Annotated in this window: 4 protein-coding genes; all 4 read left to right on the top strand. The window is 74.1% G+C overall.

The window, feature by feature from the left end:
* Positions 1–1,446, top strand: a 1,446-nt coding sequence (locus tag ACWC0C_RS46190; protein WP_450871040.1) for an SDR family NAD(P)-dependent oxidoreductase, incomplete at its 5' end; no start/stop codon positions are given.
* A gap of 71 nt (positions 1,447–1,517) precedes the next feature.
* On the top strand, positions 1,518–12,542 hold the full coding sequence (locus tag ACWC0C_RS46185; RefSeq protein ID WP_450871039.1) for an SDR family NAD(P)-dependent oxidoreductase: 11,025 nt from the start codon (positions 1,518–1,520) through the stop codon (positions 12,540–12,542).
* A gap of 32 nt (positions 12,543–12,574) precedes the next feature.
* Positions 12,575–18,022, top strand: a complete 5,448-nt coding sequence (locus tag ACWC0C_RS46180; protein ID WP_450871037.1) for an SDR family NAD(P)-dependent oxidoreductase — start codon at positions 12,575–12,577, stop codon at positions 18,020–18,022.
* Between the two features lie 34 nt (positions 18,023–18,056).
* The coding region (locus tag ACWC0C_RS46175; protein WP_450871035.1) for a type I polyketide synthase at positions 18,057–20,038 on the top strand (1,982 nt) is incomplete at its 3' end.

Raw genomic sequence — 20,038 nt, 5'->3', positions numbered from 1 at the left:
GTGCTGCCGGGCGCGCTCGCTTCCGGTGAGCCGCAGTTCGCGGTCCGCGACGGGGAGGTGTTCGTACCGCGCCTGGTGAAGGCCACCGGAACCGCCACCGCCGACCTGCCGGGCCTCGCCGACGGCACCGTCCTCGTGACCGGTGCCTCCGGGTCGCTGGGCGCGCTCGTCGCACGGCACCTGGTGTCCGAGCACAAGGTGCGCCGGCTCCTGCTGGCGAGCCGCCGGGGCGCGGACGCACCCGGTGCGGCCGAGCTGGCGGCCGAGCTGGCCACCTGGGGTGCCGAGGTCACCTGGGCGGCCTGCGACGTCGCGGACCGGGAGGCCGTCTCCGGAATGCTGGACGGGCTCGGTGAGCATGCGCTCTCGGCCGTCGTGCACACCGCGGGTGTTCTCGGCGACGGGGTCGTCGCCTCGGTCACGGCGGAGAGGATGAGGGAGGTGTTCCGTCCCAAGGTGGACGCCGTGCTGAACTTGCACGAGTGCACCCGGGAAATGGGGCTGGCCGCCTTCGTGGTGTTCTCGTCCGTCGCCGGCATGGTCGGCAGCGCAGGTCAGGCGAGCTACGCGGCGGCGAATTGCTTCCTCGACGCCTTCGCGGCGCACCGGCGCCGTGCGGGGCTGCCCGCCACATCGCTGGCATGGGGGGTGTGGGAGCAGCCCGGTGCGATGACGGACGGCCTCGCCGAGGCCGACCGGGCGCGGATGGCGCGCAGCGGTGTGCTGCCGTTGCCGCCGGAGGAGGGGCTGCGCCTGTTCGACGTGGCGCTGGCTTCGGACGAGGCGGTACTCGCCCCGGTCCGCATCGACACCGGCGCGCTGCGCGCCGGTGAGGCACCGCCGGTACTGCGCGCCCTTGTGCCGGCCGCGGCCACCCGGAGGATGGCGCAGGCCGCCGCCGCTCCGTCCGCGTCCTCGCTGGCCGAGCGCCTGCAGGGGCTGTCGGAGGCCGAGCGGGAGATGACCGTGCTGGACCTGGTCCGGGCAGAGGTGGCCGCGGTCCTGGGGCACGCGTCGGACGGTACGGTCCGGCCGGAACACACCTTCCAGGACCTGGGCTTCGACTCCCTCACGGCCGTCGAACTGCGCAACCGGCTGAACAAGGCCACCGGGCTGCGGCTCCCCGCGACGCTGGTCTTCGACTACCCGACACCCGCTTTCCTGGCCCGTCACGTGCTCACGGAGACGGTGGGGGCGGCCGAACCGGCCCTAGTGGATTCCCTACTTGCCGACCTGGACAGGGTCGAACAAGAATTGGTCACGAAGTTGTCAGAGAGTGAAGCTCGCGACCGGATCCTGTCAAAGCTCCAGGCCGTATTGGCGATTGCCGGCGAATCCGGCAAGGCCCCGGCAGTGGAAAGCCGTGAAATGGGCGACAGCGATCTGGAATCGGCCACGGACGACGAAGTATTCGATCTGCTCGGCAAGGAATTCGGGATTTCCTGACCGCTCCGGCGCGTCCCGGTGACCCCTTGCCGAATTCCGGTAAGTCTTCGCAGGGGTGAGGGACGATTTCGGTGGCTAACGAGGACAAGCTCCGCTATTTCCTGAAGCGAGTCACCGCAGATCTCCAGGAGACCCGGCGGCGCCTTCGTGACTACGAGGACGCCGCCGGCGAACCGGTGGCCATCATCGGGATGAGCTGCCGCTACCCGGGAGGGGTCGACTCGCCCGAGGACCTGTGGGAGTTGGTCGCAGGAGGCCACGACGCCGTCTCGGAGTTCCCCGCCGACCGGGGCTGGGACCTGGACGCGCTCTACGACCCCGACCCGGAGTCCCGCGGGACCAGCTACGCCCGCGAGGGCGCGTTCCTGCGCGACCTCGCGCGGTTCGACGCCGGCCTCTTCGGGATCTCGCCCCGCGAGGCGCTCGCCATGGACCCCCAGCAGCGGCTGCTGCTGGAGACGTCGTGGGAGCTCTTCGAACGGGCCGGCATCGATGCCGCCTCGCTGGCGGGGAGCAGCACGGGCGTGTTCGCCGGCGTGATGAACCACGAGTTCCTCGCCACCCTCCAGAACTCCCCGGAGGACCTGGAGGGTTACCTGGGGACGGGCACCTCGGGCAGCGTCGCCTCCGGCCGGGTGGCCTACACCTTCGGCCTCGAAGGCCCGGCCGTCACGGTCGACACGGCCTGCTCGTCGTCCCTGGTGGCCCTGCACCTGGCCGTCCAGTCGCTGCGCAACGGAGAGTGCTCACTGGCCGTTGCGGGCGGTGTCACCGCGATGGTCGGCCCCGCCACCTTCGTCGGCTTCAGCCGCCAGCGCGGACTGGCGCCCGACGGCCGCTGCAAGGCGTTCGCGGCCGGCGCCGACGGCACCGGCTGGGGCGAGGGCGCCGGCCTGCTGCTCGTGGAACGCCTCTCGGACGCCCGCCGCAACGGACACGAGGTCCTCGCGGTCATCCGGGGCTCCGCCGTCAACCAGGACGGCGCCTCCAACGGCCTGACCGCCCCCAACGGGCCCTCCCAGCAGCGGGTGATCCGCCAGGCCCTGGCCGCCGCCCAGCTGACCACCGCACAGGTCGACGCGGTGGAGGCGCACGGCACCGGCACCCGGCTCGGCGACCCGATCGAGGCGCAGGCGCTCCTCGCGACGTACGGGCAGGGCCGCCCCGACGACAAGCCGCTGTGGCTGGGCTCGATCAAGTCCAACATCGGCCACACCCAGGCCGCGGCCGGTGTGGCGGGCGTCATCAAGATGGTCATGGCCATGCGCCACGGCGAACTGCCGCGCACGCTGCACGTCGACGCGCCGTCCCCGCACGTCGACTGGTCGGCGGGCGCCGTACGGCTGCTCACCGAGCGCACGCCCTGGCCCGCGTCGGACCAGCCGCGCCGAGCCGGCGTCTCCTCCTTCGGGATCAGCGGCACCAACGCGCACACGATCATCGAGGAAGCCCCGTCGGCCGAAGCGTTCGCACAGGACGCCGAGGCCCCGCAAGCGCCGGAGCAAGGCCCGGAGAGCACCGAGGCCGTCGCCCCGGAGACCGCGCGCCCGGCCGAGGGCGGACCGGTGCCGTGGGTGATCTCCGGCAGGACCGAGGAGGCCCTGCGCGCACAGGCCGCACGCCTGCTGTCCCGCGCGGACGCCGAAGTCCCCCCGCTCGACGTGGCGTTCTCGCTCGCCACCACGCGCACGGCCCTGGAGCACCGCGCGGTGGTCCAGGGCGAGACACCGGCGGAACTCGCCGAGGGGCTGCGGGCCGTGATCTCCGGCTCCCCGGCCCCGGGCGTCGCGCGCGGCGTCTTGGGCACCCGCGGGCGCGTCGGGTTCCTCTTCTCCGGCCAGGGGTCGCAACGCCCGGGCATGGGGCGCGAGCTGTACGCGTCCTACCCGGCGTTCGCCGCCGCGTACGACGAGGTCTGCGCGCACCTCGACGCCGCGGTCGACGTCGACTCGGAAGAACTGCACCGCACGGGCGCCGCCCAGCCCGCACTCTTCGCGGTCGAGGTGGCGCTGTTCCGGCTCCTGGAGTCGTGGGGCATCCGGCCGGACTACGTGGCCGGTCACTCCGTGGGCGAGATCGCCGCCGCACATGTGGCCGGGGTGCTGTCGCTCGAGGACGCCGCGAAGCTGGTGTCCGCCCGTGCCCGCCTCATGCAGGCGCTGCCCACCGGCGGGGCGATGGTCGCCGTTCAGGCCACCGAGGACGAGATCCTTCCGCACCTCACCGAGGGCGCCGGCATCGCGGCGGTCAACGGTCCGCGGTCTGTCGTGGTGTCCGGAGCCGAGGATGCCGTGCTGGAGATCGCCGAGGTATTCGCCCAGCAGGGCCGTAAGACCTCCCGCCTGAAGGTCAGTCACGCGTTCCACTCGCCGCTGATGGACCCCATGCTGGAGGAGTTCGCTCAGGTCGTCCGCGCGCTGACCTTCCAGCAGCCGCGGATTCCGGTGGTCTCCAACCTCACCGGCCGCCTGGCCGGGCCCTACACGCCCGAGTACTGGGTCCGGCACGTCCGCGAAGCGGTCCGCTTCGCCGACGGTGTCCGGACTCTCCACGACCTGGGCGTGACCACGTTAGTCGAGATCGGTCCGGGCGGCGTGCTGAGCGCCCTCGCCCAAGGCTGCCTGGGCGACGACGGTACGGACATCGTCACCGTGCCCGCCCTGCGTGCCGACCGCCCCGAGCGGGCCGCACTCGTCGCCGCCGTCTCCGAACTGCACGCGCACGGCGTCTCCCCGGACTGGCACGCCTACTTCCCCGGCGCCCGCCGCGTCGACCTGCCCACCTACGCCTTCCAGTACGAGCGCTACTGGCTCGACACCTCACCGGCCGCTCCCGGTGACGTCCGCGCCGCCGGCCTGGGCTCGGCCGACCACCCGCTGCTGGGCGCCGCCGTCTGTCTGGCCGGCGGCGACGAGCGGCTGCTGACCGGTCGGCTGTCCCTGCGCACGCACCCGTGGCTGAGCGACCACGCCGTACTCGGAACCGTGCTGCTGCCGGGCACCGCGTTCGTCGAACTGGCCGTGCGCGCCGCCGACGAAGCCGGCTGCGACCTGCTGGAGGACCTCACGCTCGAAGCGCCCCTGGTGGTGCCCGAGCAGGGCGGCGTCGCGGTTCAGGTGTGGGTCGGCGCGGCCGACGGCACCGGCCGCAGGCCGCTGACCGTGCACTCACGACCCGAGGACGACGCCGACCTGCCGTGGGTCCGCCACGCGACCGGCTTCGTCACCGAAGGGACCGGAGAGGCGGGCGCCCCGACCGCCGGCCGGGCGCTCACGGCGTGGCCGCCGGCGGGCTCCGAGCCGGTCGACCTCGACGGCCTCTACGACCGGCTGGCCGCCCTCGGCCTGGCCTACGGACCGGCGTTCCGCGGCCTGCGGAGCGCCTGGCGCACGGGCGAGGAAGTCTTCGCGGAGGTCGCCCTCCCCGACGGCACGGACACCGGTTCCTTCCTCCTGCACCCGGCGCTGCTGGACGCGGCGTTGCACGCGATCGGCGCGGGCGGTGCGGACGGCTCCCTCGTGGCCGAGGCGGACGGGCCGCTGCTGCCGTTCGCCTGGTCCGGGGTGTCCGTGCGCGCCACGGGCGCGTCCACCGTACGGGTCAGGCTGGCGCCGGCCGGTACGGACGCGGTGTCCCTGCTGGTGGCCGACGGCGCCGGCGAGCCGGTGGCGTCCGTCGAGTCGCTGACACTGCGCGCGGTGTCGGCCGAGCAGCTCCGCAAGCGCTCCGGTGACGCGTTGTTCACCGTGGAGCGGGTGCCGCTGACCCTGCCCTCCGAGGACGCGGACGGGACGGCGGTCGCGTACGTCCCGGACCTCACCGCACTGGATGACACCGACGGGTCGTCGCAGCCGGACGTGGTCGTGGTCCCGTGCCCCGACGGCCCGGAAGGGGCGACCGAGGCCGAGCGGGTCCGTGCGGTCACCACCGAGGTGCTGCGGCTGGTTCAGCGCTGGTTCGCCCAGGACCGGACGTCGCGCCTCGTGCTGGTGGCGCGCTGCGACGACCTCGCGCACGCCGCTGCGTGCGGACTGGTGCGCTCGGCCCAGGCGGAGAACCCCGGCCGGATCGTGCTGCTCGAAACCGACCGCCCGGACGAGGCGACCGCGCTCGTGCCCGGCGTCGTGCTGTCCGGCGAGCCCCATCTCATCGTCCACGAAGGGCAGGTCAGCGCACCGCGCCTGGCCCGCGCCGCCTCCCCGGCAACGGAGGACACGGCCACCGGCCCCACGGACGAAGCGACCTCCGCCCTCCGCGAGGGTGCTGCCCCGGGCCTTGGTGAGGGTGCTGTCTCCGGCCTTGGTGAGGGTCCTGCCCTGGGCCTTGGTGAGGGTGCTGTCTCCGCCCTCGCCGACGGCGCTGCCTCCGGCCTCGGTGAGGGCGCTGCCCCCGCCCTCCGCGAGGGTGCTGCCCTGGGCCTTGGTGAGGGTGCTGTCTCCGCCCTCGCCGACGGCGCTGCCTCTGGACTCGGTGAGGGTGCTGCCTCCAGCCTCGGTGGGGGCGCTGCCTCTGGACTCGGCGAGGGTGTTGCCTCCGGCCTCGGTGGGGGCGCTTCCCCCGCCCTCCGCGACGGCGCTGCCCCCGGCCTCGCCGACGGCACCGCCCCCGGCCTCGGTACCGTGATGCTCACCGGCGCCTCCGGCGCGCTGGGCGGAATCCTCGCGCGCCACCTGGTGACCGGACACGGCGTGCGCCGGCTGCTGCTCGTCAGCCGCCGTGGCGCGGACGCCCCCGGCGCCGCGGAACTGAAGGCCGAACTCGCGGCGCTCGGCGCCGAAGCGACGTGGGCCGCCTGCGACCTCGCCGACCGTGAGGCCCTCGCCCGGCTGCTGGCCGCCACCCCCGTCGACTCCGTCGTGCACACCGCCGGCGTGCTCGACGACGGCGTGATCGCCGCGCTGACCCCGGAGCGCGTGGGCGCCGTCCTCGCCCCCAAGGCCGACGCCGTGCTCAACCTGGACGAGCTCACCGGCGAGAGCACGACGTTCGTGCTGTTCTCCTCCGCAGCGGGCGTCTTCGGCAACGCCGGCCAGGGCAACTACGCCGCGGCCAACGCCTTCCTCGACGCCTTCGCCCGGCACCGCCGCGCCCAGGGACGGCCCACGGTCTCGCTGGCGTGGGGCCTGTGGGAGCAGGAGGGCGCCATGGCCGACGCCCTCGACGAGGCGGGCAGGTCGCGGATGGCGCGCTCCGGTGTCCTGCCGCTGTCCACCGAGGACGGCCTGCGGCTGTTCGACGCGGCGCTCGCCTCGGACGAGCCCGTGCTCGTACCGGTCCGCCTCGACACCGCCGCCCTGCGGAACCGGGCGGCAGGAACCGTACCGGCCCTGCTGCGCGGACTCGTCCGCGTCCCCACGCGCGGCACCGCCCAGCCCGCCGCCACCGGCTCCCTGGCCGAACGCCTCGCCGGGCTGGCCGGCGACGAGCGCGACGAGGCCCTCCTGGAACTGGTCCGGGCCGAGGTCGCCGCCGTGCTCGGGCACCCCTCGCCCCGGGCCGTCCAGCCCGCGCACGCCTTCCAGGACCTGGGCTTCGACTCGCTGACGGCCGTGGAACTACGCAACCGGCTGTCCACCGCCACCGGCCTGCGCCTGCCCGCCACCCTCGTCTTCGACCACCCCACCCCCGCCGCCCTCGCCCGGCACATCGGCACCGAACTCCTCGGCGAGGCCCCGGCCACCATGGCCAGGGACACGGATCGGCCGAGCGCGGCCGCCGCCGACGAGCCGATCGCCGTCGTCGGCATGAGCTGCCGCCTCCCGGGCGGGGTGCGCTCGCCTGAGGACCTGTGGCGGCTGGTGGCCTCCGGCCGGGACGGCATCTCCCGGTTCCCGGACGACCGCGGCTGGGACGTCGAGGGGCTCTACGACCCCGACCCCGAGCGCCTCGGCAAGACCTACGCGCGCGACGGCGGCTTCCTGTACGAGGCGGCCGAGTTCGACGCCGGCTTCTTCGGCATCAGCCCCCGCGAGGCCCTCGCGATGGACCCGCAGCAGCGGCTGCTGCTGGAGGCGTCCTGGGAGGCTTTCGAACGCGCCGGGATCGACCCGGCGACGGTCCGGGGCAGCCGTACCGGCGTCTTCACCGGCCTGATGTACCACGACTACGGCCAGGGCCCGCGCGAACTGCCCGAGGGCGTCGAGGGCCTGCTCACCACCGGAGGCTCCGGCAGCGTCGCCTCCGGGCGCGTGTCCTACACCTTCGGCCTGGAGGGCCCCGCCGTCACGGTCGACACGGCCTGCTCCTCGTCGCTCGTCGCCCTGCATCTGGCCGTCCAGGCCCTGCGCAACGGGGAGTGCACGATGGCGCTGGCCGGCGGCGTCACGGTCATGGCCGGCCCGACGGTCTTCGTGGAGTTCAGCCGGCAGCGCGGGCTGTCGCCCGACGGCCGGTGCAAGGCGTTCGCGGCCGCCGCAGACGGCACGGGCTGGGGCGAAGGCGTCGGCATGCTCCTGGTCGAGCGGCTCAGCGACGCCGAGCGCAACGGCCACCGTGTGCTGGCCGTCGTGCGGGGCAGCGCGGTGAACCAGGACGGTGCGTCCAACGGTCTGACCGCGCCCAACGGCCCCTCGCAGCAGCGGGTCATCCGGCAGGCGCTGGCGTCCGCCGGGCTCACGCCGGCCGACGTGGACGCCGTCGAGGCCCACGGCACGGGCACCAGGCTGGGTGACCCGATCGAGGCGCAGGCGCTCCTCGCCACGTACGGGCAGGAGCGGCCCGAAGGACAGCCCCTGTGGCTGGGCTCGCTGAAGTCCAACATCGGCCACACGCAGGCCGCCGCGGGCGTCGCCGGTGTGATCAAGATGGTCATGGCCATGCGCCACGGAGTGCTCCCGCGGACCCTGCACGTGGACGAGCCGACCCCGCACGTGGACTGGTCGGCCGGTGACGTCCGGCTGCTGACGGAGGCCGTCGACTGGCCCGAGACGGACCGTCCGCGCCGTGCTGCCGTGTCGTCCTTCGGAGTCAGCGGCACCAACGCCCACACGATCATCGAGCAGGCCCCCGGGACCGCGGAACCGCTGCCGGCGTCCGACTCCGGAACGGCCGTGCCGTGCGTGCTCTCCGGCAGGACCGAAGCAGCGCTGCGGGCGCAGGCCGCCCGCCTCGCGTCCTTCCTGAACGACGACGGCGGGGACGACGTCGGCCAGGCGGTCCCGGTGGCCGACGTGGCGTACTCGCTGGCCACGAGCAGGGCGGCCTTCGAACACCGCGCCGTGGTGGTCGCGGAGACCCCCGACGAGCTCCGGCGGCAACTGGCCGGTGTCGCCGGAGGCGCCACGCCGCCCGGCGTGGTGACCGGCACCGCACGCTCCGGCGGCAAAACCGTCTTCGTCTTTCCCGGGCAGGGGTCGCAGTGGGTGGGCATGGCCGCCGAACTGCTGGAGAACTCCCCGGTCTTCCGCGACCGGATCGACGCCTGCGAGCGCGCCCTCGCGCCGCACGTGGACTGGTCGCTGACCGCGGTGCTGCGCGGCACGTCCGAGGTCGAGCAGGACCGGGTCGACGTGCTGCAACCCGTGCTGTGGGCGATGACGATCGCCCTGGCCGAGGTGTGGCGCTCCTTCGGAGTGACCCCCGACGCGGTCGTCGGGCACTCCCAGGGCGAGGTCGCCGCCGCGGTGATCGCCGGAGCGGTCCGTCTGGAGGACGGGGCGCGCATCGTGGCGCGGCGCAGCCTCGCGGTGCGCGAACTCCAGGGCCGCGGCGGTATGGCCTCGGTGACGCTCCCGGACGAGGAGGCGCGGGAACTGATCGGCCGGTGGGCCGGCCGCCTCGGCATCGGCGCCGTGAACGGGCCCGGGACCGTCGTGGTCTCCGGGGACACCGACGCCCTGGACGAACTCCTCGCGCACTGCCGACAGGAGGGCATCCAGGCCCGCAGGGTCGCCGTCGACTACGCCGCGCACTCGCCGCAGATCGAACGCGTCGAAGCGCAGGCGAGCGAGGGGTTCGCCGGCATCAGCCCGCTCCCCGGCTCCGTGACCTTCTACTCCACGGTGACGGGCGGGAAGCTGGCCGCAGACGAGCTGGGCTCCGGCTACTGGTACCGCAACATGCGGCAGACGGTGCGGTTCCACGAGGCGATCCGGGCCGCTCTGGCCGACGGGCACGACGTGTTCGTCGAAGTCAGTCCGCACCCCGTCCAGTTGGCGGGAATCCAGGACGCCATCGAGGCCGCCGGCGCGGACGCCGCGGTCGTACCGACGCTGCGCCGCCGCGACGGCGGGCGGAGCCGGCTGATGCTGGCCCTGGCCCAGGCCCACGTGCACGGCGTCGCCATCGACTGGGACGCCGTCCTGCCGGGCGCGCGCCGCGTCGACCTCCCGACCTACGCGTTCCAGCACGAGCGGTACTGGCTGGAGGCGGGCGCCCCGGCCGGTGACGTACGAGCGGCCGGGCTGGACGCCGCCGACCACCCGTTCCTCGGCGCGGCGGTGGAGCTGCCCGATGCCGGCGGCCACCTGCTCACCGGGCTGCTGTCCCTGCGGGCCCAGCCCTGGCTGGCCGACCACGCGGTGCTGGGCACGGTGCTGCTGCCGGGTACGGCCTTCGTGGAACTGGCCGCCCACGCCGCGGCCGAGACCGGCTGCGACCTGGTCGAGGAACTCACCCTGCAGGCACCGCTGGTGCTGCCCGAGCACGGCGGCGTCGCGCTCCAGGTCCTCGTCGGCGCCCGGGACGACTCCGGCCGCCGCCCGCTGAGCGTGCACTCGCGCACCGGCGACGGCCCCTGGATCCGCAACGCCACCGGCGCCCTCGCCACCGGCGCGGCCCCCTTGGGAACCGACCTGAGCAGCTGGCCCCCGGCCGACGCCCAGCCGGTGGACCTGGACGGCTTCTACGACCGCCTGGCGGACCTCGGCCTGAGCTACGGCCCCCTCTTCCAGGGGCTGCGTGCCGCCTGGCGCGGCCACGACGCGCTCTACGCCGAACTCGCCGTCTCCGACGAGGCGCAGACGGACGCGGACGCATTCGGCCTGCACCCGGCCCTGCTCGACTCCGCGCTGCACGCGCTGGGCGCGGGCGGCCTCGTACCGGCCGCCGACGGGCCCCTGCTGCCCTTCGCGTGGTCCCGCGTCACGCTGCACGGAACCGGAGCAGCCGGCCTGCGCGTACGGCTCTCCCAGGCCGGCGGCGACACGGTACGGCTGGAGGCCGCCGACGGCACGGGCCGCCCCGTCCTGTCGGTGGAGTCGCTGACACTGCGCCCGGTGTCGGCCGAGCAACTGCGCACCAGCTCCCGGGACTCCCTGTTCACCGTGGAGTGGGCACCGCTCGCCGCCCAGGCCGACGCGGACGCCCCGGCCGTACGGGCCTACGACGACATCGCCGCCCTCCTCGCCGCCCCGGCTGCGGAGACCGGGGCGCACGCGGACGCCGTCGTCGTTCCCTGCCCGGCCGGGTCCGGCACCGACGCCGAACGCGTCCGGGACGTCCTCGCCGCGGTGCTCCGGCTCGTGCAGTGGTGGCTGGCCGAGGACCGGGCCGCCCGCCTGGTGCTGGTGACCCGGGGCGCGGTCGCCGCCGGGGACGACCCGGCGGCGGGCGACCCGGTGCAGGCGGCCGTGTGGGGCCTGGTCCGGTCGGCCCAGTCGGAGAACCCGGACCGCATCGTTCTCCTCGACACCGACGGGAACGCCGACGGCGAGCAGGCCGTGGCGACGGCCGTTCCCCGGCTCGTCGCCTCCGAGGAGCCGCAGGCGGCGCTGCGCGGCGACACGCTCCTGCTGCCCCGGCTCGCCAGAGCCGCCGCCGACGCCCCGCGGGCCACCCCGGACTTCGGGACCGGCACGGTGCTCCTGACCGGCGCGTCCGGCGCCCTGGGCGGGCTCGTCGCCCGGCACCTGGTCGCCGAACACGGCGTACGCAGCCTGCTGCTGATGAGCCGGCGCGGCGCGGACGCCGAGGGTGCGGCCGAGCTCCAGGCGGAACTGACCGCCGCGGGCGCCGAAGTGCTCTGGGCCGCCTGCGACGTGGCCGACCGGAACGCCCTCGCCGAGGTGCTGTCCGGCACGCCGGTGACGGCCGTGGTGCACACGGCCGGCGTCCTCGACGACGGCGTCATCGGTTCGCTCACACCGGAGCGCCTGGAGACGGTGCTGCGCCCCAAGGCCGACGCGGTGCTGAACCTGCACGAGCTGGCGGGCGACGTGTCGGCGTTCGTGCTCTTCTCCTCGCTCGCGGGCACGCTCGGCACCCCCGGACAGGCCAACTACGCCGCGGCCAACGCCTTCCTGGACGCCTTCGCCGGGCGCCGCCGGGCCCAGGGGCTGCCCGCGGTGTCGCTGCCGTGGGGCCTGTGGCAGCGCACCGGCACCATGACCGGGGACCTCGGCGGCGCCGACCGGACCCGGCTCGCCCGCGGCGGCGTGCTGCCGCTGTCCGACGACGACGGCCTCGAACTCCTCGACGCCGCACTCGCGTTGCAGGAACCCCTGGTGGTGGCGGCACGGCTGGACCTCGCCGCCCTGCGGAACGCGACCGCCCCGGTGCCGCCGCTGCTCAGGATGCTCGTCGGTGGCCGGCCTCGGCGTACGGACCGGGCGGCTTCCGTACCGCTGGCGCAGCGGATCGCGGGCCTGCCCGAGGGCGAGCGCGAAGAGGCGGTGCTCGACCTCGTCCGGTCCGAGGTCGCCGCCGTCCTCGGACACAGCTCGGCCAAGGCCGTCCAGCCCGACCAGGCCTTCGGCGACATGGGCTTCGACTCGCTGACCGCGGTGGAGCTGCGCAACCGGATGAACCAGGCCACCGGCCTGCGGCTGCCCGCGACGCTCGTCTTCGACCACCCGACGCCCGCCGTGCTCGCACAGCGGGTGCTGAAGGACCTCCCCGGTGGCACGGCCCGGACGGCACCGGTCTTCGACGAGCTCGACCGCCTCGCCGCCGCCCTTGACGGCGCCGGGTCGGACGGCGTCGACAACGTCACCCGAACCAGGATCAACATGCGTCTCCAGGCACTGCTCGCCCGCTGGAACGGGAACGAGCCGGCCGATCCGGGAGGCGCCGGCGGAGCCGAGGACGAAGACGACCTCAGCTCGGCGAGCGACGAGGAGCTGTACGAGCTCCTCGACGACGAACTCGGCATCTCCTGAACTGCGCAGGCCAAAAGGGGCGGGCAACACCGATGATGAACGAAGACAAGCTCCGGGAGTACCTCAAGCGGGCCACCACCGACCTGCGCCAGGCCCGGCGGCGCGTGCGCGAGCTGGAGGCCCGCGACCAGGAGCCGATCGCCATTGTGGGCATGAGCTGCCGGTTCCCCGGCGGCGTCGGCTCCCCCGAGGAGCTGTGGCGGCTGCTGGCCGAGGGCACGGACGCCATCTCGCAGTTCCCCGAGGACCGCGGCTGGGACGTCGACGCGCTCTACGACCCCGATCCCGAGCGGCCCGGCAAGGTCTACACCCGGCAGGGCGGCTTCCTCCGCGACGCGGCGGACTTCGACGCGGACTTCTTCGGGATCTCTCCCCGCGAGGCGCTGGCCATGGACCCGCAGCAGCGGCTGCTGCTGGAGACCGCCTGGGAGGCCTTCGAGCATGCGGGCATCGACCCCGCCGGCCTCAAGGGCAGCCGCACCGGCGTCTTCGCCGGCCTGATGTACCACGACTACGGCTTCACGCCCGGCGTCCTCCCCGAAGGGGTCGAGGGGCTGATGAGCACCGGCAACTCCGGCAGCGTCGCCTCCGGGCGCATCGCCTACACCTTCGGCTTCGAGGGCCCCGCGGTCACCGTCGACACCGCCTGCTCGTCCTCGCTCGTCGCCCTGCACCTCGCCGTGCAGGCGCTGCGCGGCGGCGAATGCTCCATGGCGCTCGCCGGCGGCGTGACGGTCATGGCGGGCCCCAGCGCCTTCGTCGAGTTCAGCCGCCAGCGCGGACTCGCCCCCGACGGCCGCTGCAAGTCGTTCGCGGCGGCGGCGGACGGCGCGTCCTGGTCCGAAGGCGCCGGCCTGCTGCTCGTGGAGCGGCTGCGGGACGCCCGCCGGCTCGGCCACAAGGTGCTCGCGGTGGTCCGGGGCAGCGCCGTCAACCAGGACGGCGCGTCCAACGGCCTGACCGCGCCCAACGGCCCCTCGCAGCAGCGGGTGATCCTCGAAGCGCTGTCCGGCGCCCGGCTGTCCGCCGAGCAGGTGGACGTTGTCGAAGCACACGGCACGGGCACCAGCCTCGGCGACCCGATCGAGGCGCAGGCGCTGCTGGCGACCTATGGCCAGGACCGCGAACGGCCGCTCCTGCTCGGCTCGCTGAAGTCCAACATCGGCCACACGCAGGCCGCGGCGGGCGTCGCGGGCGTGATGAAGATGGTGCTGGCGATGCAGCACGGCATGCTGCCGAAGACGCTTCACGTGGACCGGCCGACCCCGCAGGTCGACTGGTCGGCCGGCTCGGTCGAGCTGCTGACCGAGGCGACCGCGTGGCCGGAGACGGACCACCCTCGCCGGGCCGGCATCTCGTCGTTCGGGATCAGCGGCACCAACGCGCACATCATCCTCGAGCAGGCGCCCGAACCGGACGCGGAGGACCCGGCCGAGGAGCCGATCAGGGCCCGGACCACGGTGGTGCCGTGGGTGCTCTCCGCGAAGACCGGGGAGGCGCTGCGGGAGCAGGCACGACGACTGCTGTCGTCCGTGGACCTCGCGGCCGCGTCACCGGCCGACGTGGGTTTCTCGCTGGCGGCCACCCGCTCGGCGCTGGAACACCGGGCGGCGGTCGTCGGTGCCGACCGGGAAGAGCTGTGCGCGGGGCTGACCGCCCTCGCGGCGGGCGAGCCCGCGGCACAGGTGGTGACGGGGCGCGCCGGGGCCGACCCGGGCAAGGCCGGGTTCCTGTTCTCGGGTCAGGGTTCGCAGCGCCCCGGTATGGGGCGCGAGTTGTGCGCGGCGTACCCGGTGTTCGCGGCGGCGTACGACGAGGTGTGCGCGCTTCTGGACGCCCCGGTCGACGTCGATGCGGAAACGCTTCATCAGACAGGTTGCACCCAGCCGGCGTTGTTCGCGGTCGAGGTGGCGCTGTTCCGGCTGCTGGAGTCGTGGGGTGTGCGGCCGGACTATGTGGCCGGTCACTCGGTGGGCGAAATCGCGGCCGCTCATGTGGCGGGCGTGTTGTCGCTTGCGGACGCGGCGAAGCTGGTGTCGGCGCGTGCCGCGCTGATGCAGGCCCTGCCCACGGGCGGCGCCATGGTGGCGGTCCAGGCCACCGAGGACGAGGTGCTGGCGCACCTGACCGACGAGGTCGGCATCGCGGCGATCAACGGCCCTGCGTCAGTGGTGGTTTCCGGTGCCCAGGACGTGGTCGTCGCCATCGGTGAGATCTTCCGGAAGCAGGGTCGTAAGACGTCCCGGCTGAAGGTCAGCCATGCGTTCCACTCGCCGTTGATGGATCCGATGCTGGAGGAGTTCACGAGGGTCGTCGGCGGTCTGGTCTTCAACGAGCCGCGGATTCCCGTCGTTTCGAACCTCACGGGGCGCCTGGCCGAGTCGTACACGCCCGAGTACTGGGTCCGGCACGTCCGTGAAGCGGTCCGCTTCGCCGACGGCATCGAGACCCTCGGCGAGCTGGGTGTCACCACGTTCGTTGAGATCGGCCCCGGCGGCGTGCTGAGCGCCCTCGCCCAGGGCTGCCTCGACGACGCGGACATCGTCACCGTTCCCGCTCTGCGTACCGACCGCCCCGAACCCCAGGCGCTCACTCTCGCCCTCGGACAGTTGCACGCGCACGGTGTCTCCCCGGACTGGCAGGTGCTGTTTCCCGGCGCCCGCCGCGTCGACCTGCCGACCTACGCCTTCCAGCGCGAGCGCTACTGGCTCGAAGGCACGCCCGCGCTCGACGTCTCCTCGGCGGGCCTGGACTCCTTCGGCCACCCCCTGCTCGGCGCGGTGGTGGAGACCGCCGGGGCGCAGGACGTCCTGTTCACCGGCCGGCTGTCCAAGGCCGACACGCCCTGGATCGAGGAACACACGGTCGGCGGCGTGCCGGTGCTCCCGGTCGCTGCGTTCGTCGAGCTCGCCCTGTCCGCAGGGCGGCAGACCGGCTTCCCGTACGTGGAACAGCTGGACGTGGACGCCCCGCTGGTGCTGGCCGAACAGGGCGCCGTCCGTATCCAGGTGCAGGTCGGTGTGGGCGACGATCCCGACCGGCGCTCCGTGCGCGTCTTCAGCCGGTCCGCTGCGGGGGGCGCCGGCGAGCCGTGGGTCCGCCATGCCACCGGAGAGCTCAGCCGGAACGCTCCGGCGGCCGAGTTCGACATGATGATCTGGCCGCCGACGGGTGCCGAACCCGTGGACGTCGAAGGCCACCCGGGCCTGCGCGCCGCCTGGCGCGCCGGGGACGAGCTGTACGCCGAGGCCGCACTGCCCGTCACGGAGCGGGACCGGGCGGACCGCTACGGCCTGCACCCCGTACTGCTGACCGCCGCTCTCGGCATGCTGGCGCCGGAACGCGCCGAAGACCCCGGCGAGGTGCTCATGCCCTACGCCTGGAGCGGCCTGTCCGTGCACACCCCGGGATCCGGGGCCGTACGCATACACATCCGGCCCGCCGGCGAGGACACGGCGGCGATCGAACTGTGCGATCGCGACGGCGGCACCCCCGTCGCCTCGGTCGCGTCCGTCCGGACGCGGACCGTGTCCCCGCAGCAGGTGCTGGCCTCGCGCGTGGCGCACCAGGACTGGATGTTCGAGGTCGACTGGGTGGAACACACCACGGCTTCCGCTCCCGGAGCCGAGTGGGCGGTCCTCGGCAACGAGGGTTCCCACTCCGACGTCGACGCGCTCCGCAAGGCAGTGGACGGCGGTGCGGCCACGCCTGGCCACGTCCTCCTGCCCTGCGCCCCGAGCGACGGCGATGCCGCCGTGGCGACGCGCGGGCTGCTGGCCGGTGTGCTGTCGGTCGTCCAGGAGTGGGTCGCCGACGAGCGGTTCGCCGACGCGCGGCTCGTGGTGATGACACGCGGAGCCGTCGAGCTGGACGGCACGGCCGTGGACCTCGCGCACGCCGCGGTCGCCGGTCTGGTGAAGTCGGCCCAGACCGAGCACCCGGACCGGATCCTGCTCGTCGACGCGGACGGCTCGGTCGCCGAGGACGGCGTCGACCCGGCGCTGGCCGCGGCGCTCGCCGCTCTGGACGAGCCGCAGGCCGCGGTCCGCGACGGAAAGCTGTACGTGCCACGCCTCGCCCGGACCACCCCGCCCGAGGAGTCCACCGGTCACGCGTGGGACCCCGAGGGGACCGTGCTCCTCACCGGCGCGACCGGTGGCCTCGGACGGTCGCTCGCGCGGCACCTCGTCGCCGAACGCGGCGCACGCAGGCTGCTGCTGGCCAGCCGCCGCGGCCCCGCCGCCGAAGGCGTCGGCGAACTCGCCACCGCCCTCGCCGAGCTGGGCGCGCACGTCGACGTCGCCGCCTGTGACATCGCGGACCGGGACGCCCTCGCGGACCTGCTGGCCTCGGTCCCGGCCGAGCACCCGCTGGTGGCCGTGGTGCACGCGGCGGCGGCCCTGGACGACGGCGTGGTCACCGCCATCACCCCGGAGCGCCTGGACACCGTGCTGCGGCCCAAGGCCGACGGGGCGCTGCACCTGCACGAGCTGACCAAGGACCTCGACCTCTCCGCCTTCGTGCTCTTCTCCTCCCTGGCCGGAGTCCTGGGCAGCGCCGGCGCGGCGAGCTACGCCGCTGCGAACGCCTTCCTGGACGGCCTGGCGCGGCAGCGCCGGGCCGCGGGCCTGCCCGGCACCTCGCTGGCGTGGGGCCTGTGGACGGACAACGGCGGCATGGGCGACCGGATCACCGACGCCGACCGCAACCGGATGGGGCGGGCCGGAGTCGTGCCGTTCACCCCGGCGGAGGGGCTGGCCCTGTTCGACGCCGCCCTCACCATGGACCGGCCGGTGATTGTGCCGGTCCGGCTGGACGTGCCGGGACTGCGCGCCATGGCCCGCGCCGGCATGCTGCCCGCCGTCCTCCGCGGCCTCGTGGGCGACATCGGCGCCGCGGCCGGCGAGGCCGAGGTGGCAGGTACCCCCGCCCTGGCCCGCCGACTCGCCGGGATGCCGGAGACCGACCGGGAGAAGGTCTTGCTGGATCTGGTGCGCCATCAGGCGGCAGCCGCCCTCGGCCACGCCACCGCCGCCCGCATCGAGCCCACCACGGCCTTCCGGGACATCGGCTTCGACTCCCTGACCGCCGTGGAACTCCGCAACCGGCTCAAGGCCGCGACCGGGCTCCGGCTCAAGCCCACGCTGGTCTTCGACCACCCCAACCCCGTCGCGATCGCCCGGCTCCTGCACAAGGAGCTGGTGCTCGAGCCCACCGCCGAGGCCCCGCCCGTGCTCGGCGAACTGGACCGGCTGGAGGCGCGGCTCGCCGCGCTCGCCCCCGAGGACGCGGTACGGGACAAGGTCACCGCCCGGCTCAAGGCGCTGCTCTGGAAGTGGACCGACACCCACCAGGACGCCGCTGCGAACGCCGCCGACGCCGGCCCCGATACCGGCCGCGACCTCGACCTCGACCGGATCGACGCCGCCACCGACGACGAGATGTTCGACCTCATCGACCAAGAGCTCGGGTCCCTCTGACTCTTCTCACGCACTGCTACCGAGGACGAAAAACATGTCGAACGACGACAAGCTCAGGGAATACCTCAAGCGTGTGACGGTGGACCTGCGCCAGACCCGCAGGCAGCTGGGTGAGCTGGAGGCGAAGGACACCGAGCCCATCGCCATCGTAGGGATGGCCTGCCGCTACCCGGGCGGTGTCGGCTCCCCCGAGGACCTGTGGCGGCTGGTCGCCTCGGGTGGCGACGGCGTGTCCGGGTTCCCCACCGACCGCGGCTGGGACCTGGACACGATCTACGACCCCGAGCCCGGGCGGACGGGCCGCACGTACGTGCGCCAGGGCGGCTTCCTCTACGATGCCGGCGAGTTCGACCCCGCGTTCTTCGGGATCTCCCCCCGCGAGGCGCTGGTCATGGACCCGCAGCAGCGGCTGCTCCTGCAGACCTCCTGGGAGGCTTTCGAACGCGCGGGCATCGACCCCGCCACCGCGCGCGGCACCCGGGCGGGCGTGTTCGTCGGCACCAACGGCCAGGACCACGCCTACCTCCAGCGGCCGGGCGACAGCGACATCGAAGCCCACCTCGTCACCGCGAACACCGCCGCCGTGGTGTCCGGCCGCATCTCCTACGCCCTCGGCCTCGAAGGCCCGGCGGTCACCGTCGACACGGCCTGCTCGTCCTCGCTGGTGGCGCTCCACCTGGCCGCCCAGGCGCTGCGCCGCGGCGAGTGCTCGCTCGCCCTGGCCGGCGGTGTGACCGTGATGGCCACGCCGAACACCTTCATCGCGTTCAGCGCGCAGCGCGGCCTGTCGCCCGACGGCCGCTGCCGCGCGTTCTCCTCGACCGCCGACGGCACGGGCATGTCCGAAGGCGTCGGCGTGCTCCTGCTGGAGCGGCTGTCCGACGCCCGTCGGCTCGGCCACGACGTCCTGGCCGTCATCCGGGGCAGCGCCGTCAACCAGGACGGCGCCTCCAACGGACTCACGGCCCCGAACGGCCCCTCGCAGGAGCGCGTGATCCGGCAGGCGCTGGAGAACGCGCGCCTGACCGCCTCCCAGGTCGACGCGGTCGAGGCGCACGGCACGGCCACCACCCTCGGCGACCCGATCGAGGCAGAGGCACTCCTCGCCACGTACGGTCAGGAGCACTCGGGGGACCGGCCGCTCTGGCTGGGGTCCGTCAAGTCCAACATCGGTCACACACAGGCGGCCTCCGGCGTCGCCGGTGTGATCAAGATGGTGATGGCCATCCGCAACGGCGTCCTGCCGCAGACGCTGCACGTGGACGAGCCGACCGCCCAGGTCGACTGGTCGGCGGGCGGCGTCAGGCTCCTGACCGAGGCCGTCCAGTGGCCCGAGTCGGACCATCCCCGCCGGGCCGCCGTCTCGTCCTTCGGCGTCAGTGGCACCAACGCGCACACGATCATCGAGCAGGCCCCGGCCCTCGACGAGGAGCCCGCACCCGGGACGGCCGCCGCGGGACCGGTCCCGTGGGTGTTCTCGGCGAAGAGCGACGCGGCGCTGCGCGCCCAGGCGGAGCGCCTGCTCTCCTTCCTCGAGGACGGCCGCGGCGGCGGGAGCGGCTCCGGCCGCTCGCCGGCCGACATCGGCTTCTCCCTCGCCACGACGCGCACCGCCTGGGACCGCCGGGCGGCCGTCGTCGGCACGAGCCCGGAGGAACTCACCGAAGCCGTACGGGCACTGGCGTCCGGCACCCCGTCCGCGGCCGTCGTCCAGAACGTGGCTCGCCTCAGCGGCAAGGTCGGGTTCCTGTTCTCCGGTCAGGGCTCGCAGCGGCTGGGCATGGGGCGCGAACTCCACGACTCCTTCCCGGTGTTCGCGGCGGCGTACGACGAGGTGTCTGCGCAACTCGGTGCGCCGGTAGATGTCGACTCGGAGGAGTTGAACCAGACGGGTTCGACGCAGCCGGCGTTGTTCGCCGTAGAGGTGGCGTTGTTCCGGTTGCTGGAGTCGTGGGGTGTGCGGCCGGATTACGTGGCCGGTCACTCGGTGGGTGAGATCGCGGCTGCCCATGTGGC

This window comes from Streptomyces sp. NPDC001709 (assembly GCF_053596375.1).
This window is presented reverse-complemented; position numbering and strand designations above follow the sequence as displayed.

Excerpts from the sequence above, each read along its gene's own strand:
- ACWC0C_RS46180 (WP_450871037.1), top strand. The coding sequence starts at position 12,575 with ATGATGAACGAAGACAAGCTCCGGGAGTACCTCAAGCGGGCCACCACC.